General features: G+C 49.6%; 12 protein-coding genes and 1 pseudogene. 8 read left to right on the top strand and 5 right to left on the bottom strand.

Features of this window, described 5'->3' with window-relative positions:
* The first annotated feature begins 126 nt into the window (after positions 1 to 126).
* From serS to NA624_RS07930, 6 genes are all read left to right on the top strand, one after another.
* On the top strand, positions 127 to 1,419 hold the full coding sequence (serS, locus tag NA624_RS07905) for a serine--tRNA ligase (protein WP_000886699.1): 1,293 nt from the start codon (positions 127 to 129) through the stop codon (positions 1,417 to 1,419).
* 237 nt (positions 1,420 to 1,656) lie between these two features.
* Positions 1,657 to 4,101 carry a dimethylsulfoxide reductase subunit A gene (gene dmsA / locus NA624_RS07910; RefSeq protein ID WP_000850250.1) on the top strand — a complete coding sequence of 815 codons (2,445 nt, stop codon included), beginning with the start codon at positions 1,657 to 1,659 and terminating at the stop codon, positions 4,099 to 4,101.
* 10 nt (positions 4,102 to 4,111) lie between these two features.
* Positions 4,112 to 4,729 (top strand): dimethylsulfoxide reductase iron-sulfur subunit DmsB, encoded by a 618-nt coding sequence (gene dmsB / locus NA624_RS07915; RefSeq protein WP_000213069.1) that lies wholly within the window; start codon positions 4,112 to 4,114, stop codon positions 4,727 to 4,729.
* 1 nt (position 4,730) lies between these two features.
* Complete coding sequence (locus NA624_RS07920; protein WP_000534685.1) at positions 4,731 to 5,594, top strand: dimethyl sulfoxide reductase anchor subunit family protein; 864 nt, start codon at positions 4,731 to 4,733, stop codon at positions 5,592 to 5,594.
* Positions 5,595 to 5,943: 349 nt separating this feature from the next.
* Positions 5,944 to 7,092: an MFS transporter gene (locus NA624_RS07925; protein WP_000109272.1), complete on the top strand. Its 1,149-nt coding sequence runs from the start codon at positions 5,944 to 5,946 to the stop codon at positions 7,090 to 7,092.
* A gap of 217 nt (positions 7,093 to 7,309) precedes the next feature.
* Positions 7,310 to 8,731 (top strand): APC family permease, encoded by a 1,422-nt coding sequence (locus NA624_RS07930; protein WP_001134264.1) that lies wholly within the window; start codon positions 7,310 to 7,312, stop codon positions 8,729 to 8,731.
* A gap of 291 nt (positions 8,732 to 9,022) precedes the next feature.
* Here the strand turns inward: NA624_RS07930 and pflA are convergent, their stop codons facing one another.
* Positions 9,023 to 9,820: a pyruvate formate lyase 1-activating protein gene (gene pflA, locus NA624_RS07935; protein WP_000067928.1), complete on the bottom strand. Its 798-nt coding sequence runs from the start codon at positions 9,818 to 9,820 to the stop codon at positions 9,023 to 9,025.
* Positions 9,821 to 9,938: 118 nt separating this feature from the next.
* Positions 9,939 to 10,264 (bottom strand): annotated as a pseudogene (locus NA624_RS07940) (cytoplasmic protein).
* Positions 10,265 to 10,395: 131 nt separating this feature from the next.
* Here NA624_RS07940 and sopD2 point away from each other — a divergent pair.
* Positions 10,396 to 11,355 carry a type III secretion system effector SopD2 gene (gene sopD2, locus NA624_RS07945; protein WP_001145566.1) on the top strand — a complete coding sequence of 320 codons (960 nt, stop codon included), beginning with the start codon at positions 10,396 to 10,398 and terminating at the stop codon, positions 11,353 to 11,355.
* A gap of 71 nt (positions 11,356 to 11,426) precedes the next feature.
* Here sopD2 and pflB read toward each other — a convergent pair whose 3' ends face one another.
* The 3 genes from pflB to ycaO form a co-directional block, all read right to left on the bottom strand.
* Complete coding sequence (gene pflB, locus NA624_RS07950; protein WP_001292803.1) at positions 11,427 to 13,709, bottom strand: formate C-acetyltransferase; 2,283 nt, start codon at positions 13,707 to 13,709, stop codon at positions 11,427 to 11,429.
* 59 nt (positions 13,710 to 13,768) lie between these two features.
* Positions 13,769 to 14,626 carry a formate transporter FocA gene (gene focA / locus NA624_RS07955; protein ID WP_000642539.1) on the bottom strand — a complete coding sequence of 286 codons (858 nt, stop codon included), beginning with the start codon at positions 14,624 to 14,626 and terminating at the stop codon, positions 13,769 to 13,771.
* Positions 14,627 to 15,030: 404 nt separating this feature from the next.
* Positions 15,031 to 16,791, bottom strand: a complete 1,761-nt coding sequence (gene ycaO / locus NA624_RS07960; RefSeq protein ID WP_001549599.1) for a 30S ribosomal protein S12 methylthiotransferase accessory factor YcaO — start codon at positions 16,789 to 16,791, stop codon at positions 15,031 to 15,033.
* Between the two features lie 136 nt (positions 16,792 to 16,927).
* Here ycaO and NA624_RS07965 point away from each other — a divergent pair, with 136 nt between their 5' ends.
* Positions 16,928 to 17,620 carry a DUF421 domain-containing protein gene (locus NA624_RS07965; protein WP_000642870.1) on the top strand — a complete coding sequence of 231 codons (693 nt, stop codon included), beginning with the start codon at positions 16,928 to 16,930 and terminating at the stop codon, positions 17,618 to 17,620.
* Positions 17,621 to 17,643 lie beyond the last annotated feature (23 nt).

Below are 17,643 nucleotides of genomic sequence, written 5' to 3' on the forward strand. Positions count from 1 at the left end.
TGTCGTCGGTCAGGTAAGGCGAAAACGTCGCTATTACGTAAACGCGGTTTACGTTCATCAATACAATCAGAGGCGATCATCAATTGATCGCGTTTCCTTTTATTATTCGATAAGCACAGGATAAGCATGCTCGATCCCAATCTGCTGCGTAATGAGCCAGACGCAGTCGCTGAAAAACTGGCACGCCGGGGCTTTAAGCTGGATGTAGATAAGCTGCGCGCTCTTGAAGAGCGTCGTAAAGTTTTGCAGGTCAACACGGAAAACCTGCAGGCGGAGCGTAATTCTCGATCGAAATCCATCGGCCAGGCGAAAGCGCGCGGGGAAGATATCGAGCCTTTACGCCTGGAAGTGAATAAACTGGGCGAAGAGCTGGATGCGGCGAAAGCCGAGCTGGATACCTTGCTGGCGGAGATCCGCAATATCGCGCTGACCATCCCAAACCTGCCTGCGGATGAAGTGCCGGTAGGTAAAGATGAAAACGACAACGTTGAAGTCAGCCGCTGGGGTACCCCGCGTGAGTTTGATTTTGAAATCCGCGATCACGTCACCTTAGGGGAAATGCACTCCGGCCTCGACTTTGCCGCCGCGGTTAAGCTGACCGGCTCCCGTTTTGTAGTGATGAAAGGACAGATTGCGCGTATGCATCGCGCATTGTCGCAGTTCATGTTGGATCTGCATACGGAACAGCACGGCTATAGCGAAAACTACGTGCCGTATCTGGTTAACCACGACACGCTGTATGGCACCGGTCAACTGCCGAAATTCGCAGGCGATTTGTTCCATACCCGTCCGCTGGAAGAAGAAGCAGACAGCAGCAACTATGCTTTGATCCCGACGGCGGAGGTTCCGCTGACCAATCTGGTACGCGATGAAATCATCGACGAAGATCAGCTGCCAATTAAAATGACGGCGCATACGCCTTGTTTCCGTTCTGAAGCAGGTTCTTATGGTCGTGATACCCGTGGCCTGATTCGTATGCATCAGTTTGACAAAGTGGAAATGGTGCAGATCGTTCGCCCGGAAGATTCTATGGCTGCGTTGGAAGAGATGACCGGTCACGCGGAAAAAGTGCTCCAGCTACTGGGACTGCCGTACCGTAAAATTATTCTGTGCACTGGTGATATGGGCTTCGGCGCCTGCAAAACCTATGACCTCGAAGTCTGGGTTCCGGCGCAGAATACCTACCGCGAGATCTCTTCCTGCTCTAACGTCTGGGACTTCCAGGCGCGTCGTATGCAGGCACGCTGTCGCAGTAAGTCCGACAAAAAGACCCGTCTGGTCCATACCCTGAATGGTTCTGGTCTGGCGGTAGGTCGTACCCTGGTGGCCGTGATGGAAAACTATCAGCAGGCTGATGGTCGCATTGAAGTGCCGGAAGTATTACGTCCGTACATGAACGGACTGGAATATATCGGCTAATCCTCGCTTTCTCTTCTTCTAAAAAGCGCCTTCGGGCGCTTTTTTTATGCCAGTTTGATACCGGACAATAATCCCTACCCTATTAGGGGTAATACTGATTTCGAATGAAGGTCAGTTTTTAACGCTATTTTTCTATTTTTTCGATATATATCAGACTTTATAGCGACGTTATCGCTATATAAAATTCTATACATCGTTTTATTGTTTTTTTTATTGTGAGCAGCAGAGTGAGCCCTTATGAAAACTAAGATCCCTGATGCCGTGCTGGCAGCCGAGGTGAGCCGTCGTGGTTTAGTCAAAACCACCGCGATAGGCGGCCTGGCGATGGCCAGTAGCGCATTTACCCTGCCATTTACCCGCATCGCTAACGCCGCAGAGGCGATAAGCCCGGCGAAAACCGGCGAGAAAGTCGTCTGGAGCGCCTGTACGGTAAACTGTGGCAGCCGTTGTCCGCTACGTATGCATGTTGTGGATGGCGAAATCAAATATGTAGAAACGGATAATACCGGAAACGATGATTACGATGGCCTGCACCAGGTTCGCGCCTGCCTGCGCGGTCGTTCTATGCGTCGTCGCGTCTATAACCCGGATCGGCTCAAGTATCCGATGAAGCGCGTCGGCGCGCGCGGCGAAGGTAAATTTGAGCGTATTAGCTGGGACGAAGCCTACGATATCATTGCTACCAATATGCAGCGTCTTATCAAAGAGTATGGCAACGAGTCCATTTATCTGAACTATGGCACGGGTACGCTGGGCGGCACTTTGACACGTTCATGGCCGCCAGGAAAAACGCTGGTCGCCCGTCTGATGAACTGCTGCGGCGGTTATCTTAATCACTACGGTGATTACTCTTCCGCGCAAATCGCAGCGGGTCTGAATTACACCTATGGCGGCTGGGCGGATGGCAATAGTCCATCCGACATTGAAAACAGTAAGCTGGTGGTGTTGTTTGGTAATAACCCTGGCGAAACCCGCATGAGCGGGGGCGGTGTAACGTATTATCTTGAACAGGCGCGGCAGAAATCAAACGCGCGGATGATCATTATCGATCCTCGTTACACCGACACCGGCGCCGGTCGCGAAGATGAGTGGATTCCGATTCGTCCAGGTACCGATGCGGCGCTGGTCAATGGTCTGGCATATGTCTTAATCACCGAGAACATGGTCGATCAGCCGTTCCTGGACAAATATTGCGTCGGTTATGACGAAAAAACCTTGCCTGCCAGCGCGCCGAAAAACGGTCACTACAAAGCCTATATTCTGGGCCAGGGTAAAGACGGTATCGCGAAGACGCCGGAGTGGGCGGCGCAAATTACCGGGATCCCGGCGGATCGCATTATTAAGCTGGCGCGAGAAATCGGCAGCGCTAAACCCGCCTATATTTGCCAGGGGTGGGGACCACAGCGTCATGCTAATGGAGAAATCGCCACGCGCGCCATCTCGATGCTGGCGATCCTGACGGGTAATGTTGGGATTAACGGCGGTAACAGCGGCGCGCGCGAAGGGTCTTATGCCCTGCCATTTGAACGTATGCCCACGTTAGAAAACCCGGTTGAAACCAGCATCTCCATGTTTATGTGGACCGATGCCATTGAACGCGGCCCGGAAATGACGGCGCTGCGTGATGGCGTGCGGGGGAAAGATAAGCTGGACGTGCCGATCAAAATGATCTGGAACTATGCTGGCAACTGTTTGATTAACCAGCACTCTGAGATTAACCGCACCCACGAAATCCTGCAGGATGACAAGAAATGCGAAATGATCGTCGTTATCGACTGTCATATGACCTCGTCGGCAAAATACGCCGATATTCTGTTACCGGATTGCACTGCTTCTGAGCAGATGGACTTTGCGCTGGATGCCTCCTGCGGGAACATGTCTTACGTTATCTTCACTGACCAGGCGATTAAACCGCGCTTCGAGTGTAAGACGATTTATGAGATGACCAGCGAACTGGCGAAACGTCTTGGCGTGGAACAACAGTTTACCGAAGGACGGACGCAAGAAGAGTGGATGCGTCATCTGTACGAACAGTCGCGTAAATCCATTCCGAATCTGCCCACCTTTGAGGAGTTCCGTAAGCAAGGCATCTTCAAACAGCGTGACCCCGAAGGCCACCATGTCGCCTATAAAGACTTCCGCGAAGATCCGCAAGCGAATCCACTTACAACGCCATCGGGCAAGATTGAAATCTATTCACAGGCGTTGGCGGATATCGCCGCCACCTGGGAGCTGCCGGAAGGCGACGTGATCGATCCATTACCGATCTACACGCCAGGTTTTGAAAACTATAACGATCCGCTAACGGATAAATTCCCGCTGCAGTTGACGGGTTTCCACTATAAAGCGCGTGTACATTCCACTTATGGCAACGTAGACGTACTGAAAGCCGCCTGTCGCCAGGAAATGTGGATTAACCCAATGGATGCGCAGAAACGCGGTATCAACAATGGCGATAAAGTCCGCATCTTCAACGATCGCGGCGAAGTACATATCGAGGCTAAAGTGACGCCGCGCATGATGCCGGGCGTGGTCGCCCTGGGAGAAGGCGCATGGTATGACCCGGATGCAAAACGCGTGGATCAGGGCGGATGTATTAACGTACTGACGACCCAACGTCCTTCTCCGCTGGCGAAGGGGAACCCGTCACATACGAACCTCGTTCAGGTTGAAAAGGCGTAAGGAGTAACCGATGACAACCCAGTATGGATTTTTTATTGATTCCAGCCGTTGCACCGGTTGCAAAACCTGCGAACTGGCCTGCAAGGACTACAAAGATTTGACCCCGGATGTCAGCTTCCGCCGCATTTATGAGTATGCGGGTGGCGACTGGCAGGAAGATAACGGCGTCTGGCACCAGAACGTCTTTGCCTACTATCTCTCCATCTCCTGTAACCACTGCGAAGACCCGGCCTGTACCAAAGTCTGTCCGAGCGGCGCGATGCACAAGCGCGATGACGGTTTTGTGGTGGTGAACGAAGAGGTCTGTATCGGTTGCCGCTACTGCCACATGGCCTGTCCGTACGGCGCGCCGCAATACAACGCGGCCAAAGGTCATATGACCAAGTGCGACGGCTGTTATGACCGGGTGGCGGAAGGCAAGAAACCGATCTGCGTCGAATCCTGTCCGCTGCGGGCGCTGGATTTCGGCCCGATAGACGAACTGCGCAAAAAACACGGTGAGCTGGCTGCCGTCGCGCCGTTGCCGCGCGCGCATTTCACGAAGCCGAATATTGTGATTAAACCCAACGCCAACAGCCGCCCGACCGGGGACACCACCGGTTATCTGGCCAATCCGAAGGAGGTATAAGATGGGAAGTGGATGGCATGAATGGCCGTTGATGATCTTCACGGTCTTTGGTCAGTGCGTGGCTGGTGGTTTTATTGTTCTGGCTTTGGCGCTGATGAAGGGCGACCTGCGCGCGGAAACGCAGCAGCGGGTGATCGCCTGTATGTTTGGTCTGTGGGTGCTGATGGGGATTGGCTTTATCGCCTCGATGCTGCATCTGGGTTCGCCGATGCGCGCGTTTAACTCGCTTAACCGCGTGGGTGCTTCCGCACTGAGCAATGAAATTGCCAGCGGCTCGGTGTTTTTTGCGGTCGGCGGGATTGGCTGGCTGCTGGCGGTACTGAAAAAGCTGCCGCCGGTACTGCGCACACTCTGGCTGATTATCACGATGGTACTGGGCGTCGTCTTCGTCTGGATGATGGTACGCGTCTATAACAGCATCGATACAGTACCGACCTGGTATAGCATCTGGACGCCGCTGGGCTTCTTCCTGACGCTCTTTATGGGTGGCCCGCTACTGGGTTATCTGCTGCTGCGCATCGCGGGCGTGAACGGTTGGGCGATGCGTTTGTTGCCTGCGGTGTCGGTGCTGGCGCTGGTGGTTATCGCCATTATGGCGGCCATGCAGGGCGCGGAACTGGCGACGATTCACAGTTCCATTCAGCAGGCGTCTGCTCTGGTGCCGGATTATGGCTCGCTGATGGCCTGGCGTATGGTGCTGCTTGCGGCGGCGTTGTGCTGCTGGATTGTGCCACAGTTAAAAGGGTATCAACCTGCGGTACCGTTGCTCTCTGTCGCCTTCATTCTGATGCTGGCGGGGGAATTGATTGGCCGCGGCGTATTCTATGGGCTGCATATGACCGTGGGCATGGCGGTAGCCAGCTAACGCGTTGACGCGTATTCGGCCTGCAGAACGTGCAGGCCGAATACGCCTTTAGCCGCCATCAATTTAAGGGATATAACCGGGGCGGAGAAGGTGCATATAAATCCATAGAGAAGAAAACGAAGCTAAAGGAACCATGAAATTTTTCGACTGAACAAAACGCCGATTTTGCGGGTTAGATCAATAAAAACAAGGGGATGAATTTTTAGCCTTTTAATATATTCACGTGCAGAATAAGTAAATCAAATCGATAGTCTCAAAACTTGCGGATCGCCCATGCGGAGCCGATTGACAATGTTTTTGGCGATGGCATGATGCGCATGAAATTTGAACTTCCTCACGGTTTTTATTCATGTCCACCTATACCCGTCCCGTCATGCTTTTGCTGTGCGGGCTACTTTTGTTGACCCTGGCCATTGCGGTACTGAATACGCTTGTGCCGCTGTGGCTTGCTCAGGCAAACCTTCCGACCTGGCAGGTGGGGATGGTCAGCTCGTCTTATTTTACCGGCAATCTGGTCGGGACGTTATTTACCGGGTATTTAATTAAACGCATTGGGTTTAACCGTAGCTATTATCTTGCCTCGCTGATCTTCGCCGCGGGTTGTGTCGGGTTGGGCGTGATGGTGGGGTTCTGGAGCTGGATGAGCTGGCGTTTTATTGCCGGTATCGGCTGCGCCATGATTTGGGTGGTTGTCGAAAGCGCGTTGATGTGCAGCGGAACCTCGCATAATCGCGGGCGCCTGCTGGCTGCCTATATGATGGTCTATTACATGGGGACCTTCCTTGGACAATTATTGGTCAGTAAAGTGTCTGGTGAATTGCTGCACGTCCTTCCCTGGGTGACCGGAATGATTCTGGCGGGAATTCTGCCGCTACTCTTTACCCGGATTGTAAATCAGCAAACACAGGCACGTCATTCCTCTTCTATTAGCGCCATGCTGAAGCTACGCCAGGCGCGTCTTGGCGTGAATGGTTGTATTATTTCCGGCATTGTTCTTGGTTCATTATATGGTCTGATGCCGTTATATCTGAAGCATCAGGGGATGGCTAACGCCAGCATCGGTTTCTGGATGGCGGTACTGGTGAGCGCCGGTATTTTGGGGCAATGGCCAATGGGACGTCTGGCGGACAAATTTGGTCGCTTGCTGGTATTACGCGTACAGGTATTCGTTGTCATACTCGGTAGTATTGCCATGTTAACCCAGGCGGCGATGGCGCCAGCTCTGTTTATTCTGGGGGCGGCGGGTTTTACGCTTTATCCTGTTGCAATGGCCTGGGCCTGTGAAAAAGTCGAACACCACCAGCTTGTGGCAATGAACCAGGCACTGTTGTTAAGTTATACGGTAGGGAGCCTGTTGGGGCCGTCTTTTGCTGCGATGTTAATGCAGAATTATTCAGATAATCTGCTGTTTATTATGATCGCCAGCGTATCGTTTATTTATCTGCTGATGCTGTTACGTAACGCCGGCCAGACGCCTAATCCTGTCGCCCACACCTAACTGTTCTCTGAATCGTATGCAGGACGTGAGTCTTGCATACTCTTTGTTTATGTTTTACGTAAAATAATTGACCTGCATAATTTTCTTGCTTTACTGAAAAATAAAATGTGCCGAAGGTTATAATTTTGCGCTCCTCTATTTTCTCTCTTCGTCTTTACCGCGCATAATTCCCCGCTTCATTTATAGTAATAGCATTGTGTTCACGAAGGATCACGTTATGCCGAATGTGCAGGAAAAACAGTTGCGATGGTACAACATCGCCCTGATGTCGTTTATTACCGTTTGGGGATTCGGCAATGTTGTCAATAACTATGCTAACCAGGGGTTAGTGGTTGTCTTCTCCTGGGTGTTTATTTTTGCGCTCTATTTTATTCCTTATGCCTTAATCGTGGGGCAACTGGGCTCAACCTTCAAAGAGGGAAAAGGGGGCGTCAGTACCTGGATTAAGCATACGATGGGGCCGGGGTTGGCTTACCTTGCGGCATGGACTTATTGGGTCGTGCATATTCCCTACCTGGCGCAAAAGCCGCAGGCGATACTCATTGCATTGGGATGGGCTTTAAAAGGCGACGGCTCGTTGATAAAAGAATATACCGTCGTTGCCTTGCAGGGGCTGACGCTGGCATTGTTTGTTTTCTTTATGTGGGTTGCTTCCCGGGGGATGAAATCGCTAAAGGTTGTTGGATCTGTGGCCGGAATTGCCATGTTTATCATGTCAATTTTATATGTTGTGATGGCAGTGACCGCGCCAGCAATTACAAACGTTGAAATTGCGACCACTAACATCACCTGGCAGTCATTTATTCCTCATATCGATTTTACCTATATCACCACCATCTCTATGTTGGTCTTTGCGGTTGGTGGGGCAGAGAAGATCTCGCCTTACGTTAACCAGACGCGGAATCCAGGAAAAGAATTTCCGAAGGGGATGCTCTTTTTAGCCGTCATGGTTGCGGTCTGCGCTATCCTCGGTTCGTTGGCGATGGGAATGATGTTTGATTCCCGGCATATACCTGACGATTTAATGACCAATGGGCAATATTATGCATTCCAGAAATTGGGTGAGTATTACCATATGGGTAATTCATTAATGGTGATTTATGCCATTGCCAATACTCTGGGGCAAATCGCCGCGCTGGTGTTTTCTATTGATGCGCCACTAAAAGTATTGCTGGGTGATGCAGACAGTAAATATATCCCGCAGCGCTTATGTCGTACTAACGCTTCAGGTACGCCAGTTAACGGTTATTTGCTGACATTGGTGTTGGTCGCTATCTTGATTATGTTGCCAACGCTTGGCATCGGCGATATGAACAACCTGTACAAATGGCTGCTTAATCTCAACTCAGTTGTTATGCCGCTGCGCTATCTGTGGGTATTTGTCGCCTTTATTGCTGTCATTCGACTGGCGCAAAAGTACAAACCCGAATATGTGTTTATTCGCAACCGGGCGTTGGCGTTAACTGTGGGAATATGGTGTTTTGCCTTCACCGCGTTTGCCTGCCTTACCGGTATTTTCCCCAAAATGGAGGCGTTCACACCGGAGTGGACATTCCAGCTGACGTTGAACATCGTGACGCCTTTTGTCCTGGTCGGGTTGGGATTAATTTTCCCACTGCTGGCGCGTAGAAACACATAACGACGCTCTTTTCCACGGCGCTCCTGTCAGGCGAGCGCCTTTTAAGGTCACAGGTGCCTGGGTTCCAGGCGGAGACCATGGTATTAACAGGCACCGGGTCAGCAATAGTTGTCAGACCTTCAACCCAGCAGCAGATAAGCGACTCTGTATTTAATACCTGGTAAGCGCAATATTGTTAACCAGGCCTGTCTGACGGCGGAGTCGGATATTTTAGCGGTAAGAGCGTTATCCAGACAGCAAAACGGCTACCCTCACGGGTAGCCGTTTAAAAGCGGATAAGATAGCAGGCGATTAATACATCACTTTATGACCATACTGCTCAAGAATGCCCTTCACACGCTCCATGGTCTCTTTTTTAGGCGGCTTCACGCCATCCAGTTTATATTCTTCGCCCATTGCCACCCATTTATGTTTGCCCAGCTCATGATAGGGCAGCAGTTCGATTTTTTCGACATTCCCCATATCGCGGGTAAACTCACCCAGGCGATGCGCGGAATCATCGTCGTCAGACCAGCCGGGAACGACAACGTAACGGATCCAGACCTTCACATTTTTCTTTGATAAATACTGAGCGAATTCCAGCGTCCGGTGATTAGAGACACCGACCAGATTCTGGTGGATCTCATCATTCATCTGCTTGAGATCGAGCATCACCAGATCGGTAACGTCCAGCAGTTCATCAATCACTGGGTCATAACGGCGCACAAAGCCGTTGGTGTCGAGACAGGTGTGGATACCTTCTTTTTTACAGGCGCGAAACCAGTCGCGTACAAATTCTGCCTGCAAAATGGCCTCGCCGCCGGATGCCGTCACGCCGCCGCCAGAAGCATTCATAAAATGCCGATAGGTCACCACCTCTTTCATTAAGTCTTCAACGGTGATTTCTTTACCGCCATGCGTATCCCATGTGTCGCGGTTATGGCAATACAGGCAGCGCATCAGGCAGCCCTGGAAAAAGGTAATAAAGCGGATGCCTGGGCCATCAACGGTGCCACAGGACTCAAAGGAGTGAATGCGACCAATAACCGGCTTTTTATCAGCAGTTACTGCAACACTTTCATTTGTAATACAATCGGTTAAGTTACTCATATCGCTTCGGCTAGCTCTAAATAACATGGGGTTTATGGACACATTCCGGGCATGTTGAGCACCCTGGTAAGGGGGTTGCATCCTGTAAAAAAGCGGTACTGCGAGCGTAAATTTTGGACTACAGAATGTGTGGCTGTTCCAGAATGTGCTGCAATGGAGCTATTTTACCTCTATTCAGTATAAAATATACGGCAAATCTATGCTGCATAACTCGCACCGCCAGAAATTCTGGCTCATTCATCAGGTCGTAACGCCTCAACCGCAATACATACTGTAAGTGTATCATTCATAGCGCCCTGGTTTTGCTGTTTATGATCCGCCTCTTTTTTCGAATGGTTGGCGCCGTTTTGTTGTGGTCAGAACGAAAATAATTCTCAACATAATTCAGATGTGTCCAAAGAACGTTATGCCCGTCCAGTGCCTGGCGTCGCATTCAACGCGCAATCAGGTGTAAATCTGATGCCATTTCTAAACCCAGGCTGATTCAATCTCTTAAATAGAGTGTGGCTTTAATCAAAAAAATGAGAGCAACGGATTGGATTTTTCTTTCGCGGTAAATAATCAAGGGAGTTATTATGCCAGTTACGTTAAGTTTTGGTAATCGTCATAACTATGAAATTAATCATTCACGGCTAGCCCGTTTGATGAGTTCTGACAAAGAAGAAGCGCTATACATGGGGGTATGGGATAGATTTAAGGACTGCTTCAGAACACACAAAAAAAGAGAGGTGCTGGAGGTATTATATACACTCATCCATGGATGTGAACGTGAAAATCAAGCTGAACTTAATGTTGATACAGTCGGCATGGAGAAGATATATGCCTTTGCACAATTAAAACAATATGCTAATCCATCTCAACAAGACCGCTTTGTTATGCGTTTTGATATGAGTCAGACACAAGTTTCATTTGAGATTGATGGCAAGGTTATTGATAAATGTAATTTGCATCGTATCCTCAATGTTTCAGAAAACTGTATTTTTAAAGTGATGGAAGAAGATGAAGAAGAGTTGTTTTTTAAAGTATGTATTAAGTATGGAGAAAAAATTGCTTGCTATCCAGAATTATTAGAAAACTTTGCTTTTAAACTTAGGCAGGAAGTTAATGAAGATGATGAAATTAAGGATGAAGTTTATAAGCTTATGCGATCTGGAGAAGATCGAAAAATGGCATGTGTTGAATGGAATGGTACGCTTACTGAGGATGAGATGGATAAACTACGCTGTCTTCAAATGGGGTCTTTTGAGATTTCTACCCAATTTTGTAAAATAGGTTACTGGGAATTAGAGGGAGAAGTCCTGTTTGATATGTTTCATCCAACACTTATCTATCTGCTACATGGATATATGCCGTCATTGTCATGTGATTTTACAGAAGCTAACACCATGCTGTTTTCTGATGTATTAAATAAGGATTATGATGATTATCAAAATAATAAAAGAGAAATTGATGCTATTCTGAGAAGAATATATAGATCACATAATAACACTTTATTTATAAGTAAAAATTCTGGTTGTCGAAATATGCTTTTATAAAAATTAAAAAGGCCCCACTGACATGGAGCCTTTTTTGTACGCTTTTTATAGCGTAATTTCAGTCAAACCCATTACATGGTCTGCGTGAAGGTACGAGTAATAACGTCCTGCTGCTGTTCTTTCGTCAGGGAGTTAAAACGTACTGCGTAACCAGATACACGGATGGTCAGCTGCGGATATTTTTCCGGATGTTCCATCGCGTCCAGCAGCATTTCACGGTTCATGACGTTGACGTTCAGGTGCTGACCGCCTTCGATGGACGCTTCGTGGTGGAAGTAACCATCCATCAGACCTGCCAGGTTAGTCTTACGAACTTCGTCGTCTTTACCCAGTGCGTTCGGAACGATAGAGAAGGTATAAGAAATACCATCTTTCGCGTAAGCAAACGGCAGTTTAGCAACGGAGGTCAGAGAAGCGACAGCGCCTTTCTGGTCACGACCGTGCATCGGGTTAGCACCTGGTCCGAACGGCGCGCCAGCACGACGACCATCCGGGGTGTTACCAGTTTTCTTACCATACACAACGTTAGAAGTGATGGTCAGAACAGACTGCGTCGGGATAGCGCCACGGTAGGTGGTCAGTTTCTGAATTTTCTTCATGAAACGTTCTACCAGGTCAACCGCCATGTCATCTACACGAGCGTCGTTGTTACCAAACTGCGGGTATTCGCCTTCGATTTCGAAGTCGATAGCCAGACCATCTTCGTCACGAATCGGTTTAACTTTCGCATATTTGATGGCAGACAGGGAGTCAGCCGCAACGGACAGACCTGCGATACCACACGCCATGGTGCGGATAACGTCACGGTCGTGCAGCGCCATCAGAGAGGCTTCGTAGCTGTACTTGTCGTGCATGTAGTGGATAACGTTCAGCGCGGTGACATACTGTTTAGCCAGCCAGTCCATGAAGTGATCCATGCGATCCATCACTTCGTCGAAGTTCAGAACATCGCCTTTGATCGGTTCGGATTTCGGACCAACCTGCATTTTCAGTTTTTCATCAACGCCGCCGTTGATTGCATACAGCATGGTTTTCGCCAGGTTTGCACGCGCACCGAAGAACTGCATTTGTTTACCAACGATCATCGGGCTTACGCAGCATGCGATAGCGTAGTCATCGTTGTTGAAGTCCGGACGCATCAGGTCATCGTTCTCGTACTGCAGAGAAGAGGTGTCGATGGAGACTTTAGCGGCGAATTTCTTGAAGTTCAGCGGCAGTTTTTCAGACCACAGAACGGTGATGTTCGGCTCCGGAGACGGCCCCATGGTGTACAGGGTGTTCAGGAAGCGGAAGCTGTTTTTGGTGACCAGAGTACGGCCGTCAACGCCCATACCACCGATAGATTCGGTTGCCCAAATCGGGTCGCCGGAGAACAGTTCATCATATTCCGGAGTACGCAGGAAGCGAACCATACGCAGTTTCATGACCAGGTGGTCAATCATTTCCTGTGCGTCTTGCTCGGTGATTTTGCCTGCTTTCAGGTCACGTTCGATGTACGCATCCAGGAAGGTGGATACACGACCGAAGGACATTGCTGCGCCGTTCTGAGATTTAACCGCAGCCAGGTAACCGAAGTAAGTCCACTGGATTGCTTCCTGAGCGTTAGTCGCCGGGCCAGAGATATCGCAGCCGTATTTAGCTGCCATTTCTTTGATCTGACCCAGAGCGCGGTGCTGTTCAGCGATTTCTTCACGCAGACGGATAGTCGCTTCCAGATTTACGCCGTTTTCCAGATCGGATTGCAGAGACGTAAACTGCGCGAATTTGTCTTTCATCAGGTAGTCGATACCGTACAGCGCTACGCGACGGTAGTCACCGATGATACGGCCACGGCCATACGCATCCGGCAGACCGGTCAGAACGCCAGATTTACGGCAACGCAGGATGTCCGGAGTATAAACGTCGAATACGCCCTGGTTGTGGGTCTTACGGTATTCGGTGAAGATTTTTTTGAGCATTGGGTCCAGCTCGCGATTGTACGCTTTGCAGGAACCTTCAACCATTTTGATACCGCCGAACGGGATAATCGCACGCTTCAGCGGAGCTTCAGTCTGCAGACCAACAATTTTCTCAAGCGCTTTGTTGATGTAGCCAGCGTCGTGAGAAGTGATGGTGGAAGCAACGGAGGTGTCAAAGTCAACAGGCGCGTGAGTGCGGTTTTCCTGTTTAACGCCTTCCATTACGCTGTCCCACAGCTTGGTGGTCGCGTCAGTAGCGCCAGCCAGGAAGGACTCGTCACCCTCATACGGAGTGTAGTTTTTCTGAATGAAGTCACGGACGTTTACTTCATTCTGCCAGTCACCTTTGGTAAAACCTTCCCAGGCTGTGGCTAACTTTTCATTAAGCTCGGACATGTAACACCTACCTTCTTAAGTGGATTTTTTATTTACTGCGTGTAATGGGCATCAACAGATTAATGATGCTCGTTACCACGCAGGTAAATGACCCAGTATGTCAACCCGACCAACAAACCGCCGCCGATAATATTACCGATCGTGACCGGAATCAGGTTATCAGTGATGAAGCTCATCACGGTCAGGTGAGAAAAACTTTCCGGAGACGAACCGACTGCGGTCCAAAACTCCGGTGTAGCGAAATCGCGTATTACAATACCCATAGGAATCATAAACATGTTTGCGATACTGTGCTCAAAACCGCTGGCGACAAACATGGCGACGGGCAGTACCATGATGAACGCTTTGTCCATCAGGCTACGACCTGAATAGCTCATCCACACGGCCAGACAAACCATCAGGTTCGCCAGAATACCGAGGCAGACAGCTTCAATAAAAGTGTGGTGCATTTTGTGGTCGGCGGTTTGCAGGACGTTAAGTCCCCATTGACCGTTGGCAGTCATATACTCGCCGGAAAGCCACATCAGTAACACGAAAAGCAGAGCGCCAATCAGGTTACCAAAATAGACGTTTAACCAGTTTTTAGCCAGTTGCCCCCAGGTGATGCGACCGCTAGCTTTAGCTACAACGATCAGAACAGTAGAGGTGAAAAGATCAGCGCCGCAAATAACACAGAGAATCAGTCCCAAAGAGAAACAGATACCCCCGATAAGTTTCGCCATGCCATAAGGCATCGCGCCAGTACCGGTTGTCGCAGTAATATAAAAAACAAAGGCAATTGAAATGAATACGCCGGCGGTAATCGCCAGATAGAAAGTCTTAAGCGGATGTTTCGTTGCTTTATAGACGCCTGCTTCTTCAGCCACTTTGGCCATTGCTGCAGGGAGTAAAAGGTCAAAAGGGTTGTCAGCTTTCACACTAACTCTCTCTTTATTAAGTCGGCGACGAGATACTAACAAAGCATTATAGATGAGAATTTGATATAGATCATATCTCGCCTGGCTTATAGGCCCGTAAGTCGCATGGCTTTTATGCAATTACGGTGTAACTTTTTGATTATCCTAATAAAAATAAATTTTAAAAATTATAAATAGAGTTGAATTTTTTCCTGACTCCTCCTGCTGCACGGTTAATTAATATGGAGTAATCAACAAATAAAGTAACATCACTATGTCAATTAATTTAATATCAACAACCAATATTTAACCTTGTTATTACATTTTTCGCCGTTTAGTGAAAATAAATAAAACGGGGCCGCAAAGGCGCCCCGTAATATAACGCAGCCGAGAGGGTAAACCTACCCTAAGTCACTCATATGGCCTTATTTTGACCAGTATGCCGCTTTCGCGCGCTGTAATTTATCATACGCTTTTAACAAGGACTGATGCGCCGGGAACGCTCGTAGATCGTGGTCGACAGCTGGTAGCCCGTAAAAAGCCGCTTCACCGCTAAGCGCAGCGCTGGCGGCTTCTACAGCCTCCGCGCCATACATTTTTATAAAAGCATTGAGATATTGCAGCGGCTGACGCGCATCCTCTTGCGACAGGAGCAGCAGCGTTTGCAGGCAACGGTAATAGTTTGCGCGTGCCGGACTAAAGACCGACGAATTGAACTCCATCGTCCATTCTGTCCAGATTAGCGCCTGCTCCAAATCGCCGCCCGCTAACGCTAGCATTGCTTTTAATTCGCCGACGCGCAGTGTATACCAACCATTGTCCGCTCCGGTCGCCAGACCCAACAGTTCACGCACGCGGGTGAAATCGTCAAAACCTTCTTCATCCAATTGTTCAATCAGATTGAGATAGTCTTCTTTATTCCAGGCGCTACCGGGCAGCGAAAGCAGAATCTCACGAAGATGGCTACCCATATTGTTGTTGGCCAGCCACAGATCTTCGGCAGGATAAATATCAGACATTCCCGGTACGATAATACGACAGGCGTATACGCCGAGATGCTCGTAATCGGCAATGTAAACTTCTTTATCTTCAGCAGCAAAGATGGCCATCAGCGTGGCGAATTCTTCTTCGGTAGTGCCGGAAAAACTCCAGTCCGTGAACGGGTAATCGGCGTCCTGTTTGAACAGATCCCAGGAAATCAGGCCGCTGGAGTCGATGAAGTGGGTCTCCAGATTAGTGTGCTCCGCGACTTCTTCATCATCGAACGTTGGCGGGGTGAAGACATCAAGATCTTTCAGACCGCGTCCCTGGAGTAGTTCGGTCACTGTACGTTCCAGCGCAACGCCAAAGTCAGGATGGGCGCCAAAAGAAGCAAAGCAGGTACCGTTAGCCGGGTTGAACAGCACGACGCAGATAACCGGATACTTACCGCCCAGCGAGCCGTCATAGGCGAAAATCGGGAAACCCTCGGCTTCCAGCGTGGCGATTGACTCCATTACCGCCGGATAACGCGCCATCACCTCTGCGGGAATCTCCGGCAGACTGATACTTTCTGCAATGATGCGATTTTTCACATAGCGCTCGAAGACTTCCGACAGTCCCTGAACGCGGGCTTCATTACGCGTATTGCCAGCGGACATTCCGTTAGAGACGTACAGGTTGCCGATGATATTCATCGGAATATACACGGTCTGGTTATCGGACTGACGAGTAAATGGCAGGCCGCAGACGCCGCGTTCTTCATTGCCGGACTGAAGATCAATTAACTGGCTTCCGGTGAGTTCATTTTCCGGATCGTAAAACGCGCGCAGACGGGCATCAAGCAAGCCTTCCGGTACGTCGTCATTTTCAGTCAGCGGGAACCACTTTTCATTCGGATAATGCACGAATGGCCCGTTGGCGACCGTTTCGCCAAGCCAGAAATCAGCAAAAAAGTAGTTGGTTGACAGACGCTCGAAGTATTCGCCCAGCGCCGAGGCCAGCGCCGCTTTTTTGGTCGCGCCTTTTCCATTGGTAAAGCATAACGCGCACTCTTTATCGCGAATATGCACTGACCAGACGTTTGGCACCGGGTTCAGCCAGGAGGCCTCTTCGATGTGAAAGCCGAGGTCGAGTAACTTTTGCTGGAAGCGGGCGATGGAGTCTTCCAACGCGGCGTCTTTGCCGGGAATAAATGTTTGCGTCATGAAAATCACTTTTGTCGTACGGAAAGCGCGCAATGATACGGGTTTTATGTGACGAGCGCTATCTCGCCGGGACATCGGCGGAAATAAAAGTATTGGCTATGCTTTTACACTGGAATTCACAGGAAGAGCATAAAAAATGAAAGCATTTGATTTGCAACGAATGGCGCTGGATAACGTGCCGGTAGCGTTTTTGGGGGAAGTGGCGCTGCGTAGCTTTTACACCTTTGTTCTGGTGTTTCTTTTCTTAAAGGTGACAGGACGACGCGGCGTACGACAAATGTCGCTTTTTGAAGTGCTGATCATTTTGACATTGGGGTCGGCGGCAGGCGACGTCGCGTTTTATGATGACGTTCCGATGCTCCCTGTTCTGGTGGTATTCATCACCCTGGCGCTGCTCTATCGCCTGGTCATGTGGCTGATGGCGCATAGTGAAAAGTTGGAAGATCTGCTGGAAGGCAAGTCGGTAGTCATTGTTGAAGACGGCGAACTGGCGTGGGAAAAACTGCAGCGCTCGAACATGACGGAGTTTGAGTTTTTTATGGAGCTTCGCTTGAATGGCGTTGAGCAACTGGGGCAGGTCAGACTGGCTATCCTGGAGACAAACGGACAAATCAGCGTCTATTTCTTTGAAAATAAAGACGTTAAGCCGGGGTTAAGCATTCTTCCTGAGCACTGTACGCCACGCTTTATCGTGGTGCCGGAGGCTGGCGACTATGCCTGCGTACGTTGCAGTGAAGTGATACGCATGAACGTCGGGGAAAAGCAATTATGTCCGCGCTGCGCAAATCCAGAATGGACGAAGGCAAGCCGGGCTAAACGCGTTGTTTAACAGCGAAAATATCGGATTTATAC

The sequence above is a fragment of the Salmonella sp. NW38 genome (genome assembly GCF_051807745.1).
In the GTDB taxonomy this organism is placed as follows: Bacteria; Pseudomonadota; Gammaproteobacteria; order Enterobacterales; family Enterobacteriaceae; genus Salmonella; species Salmonella enterica.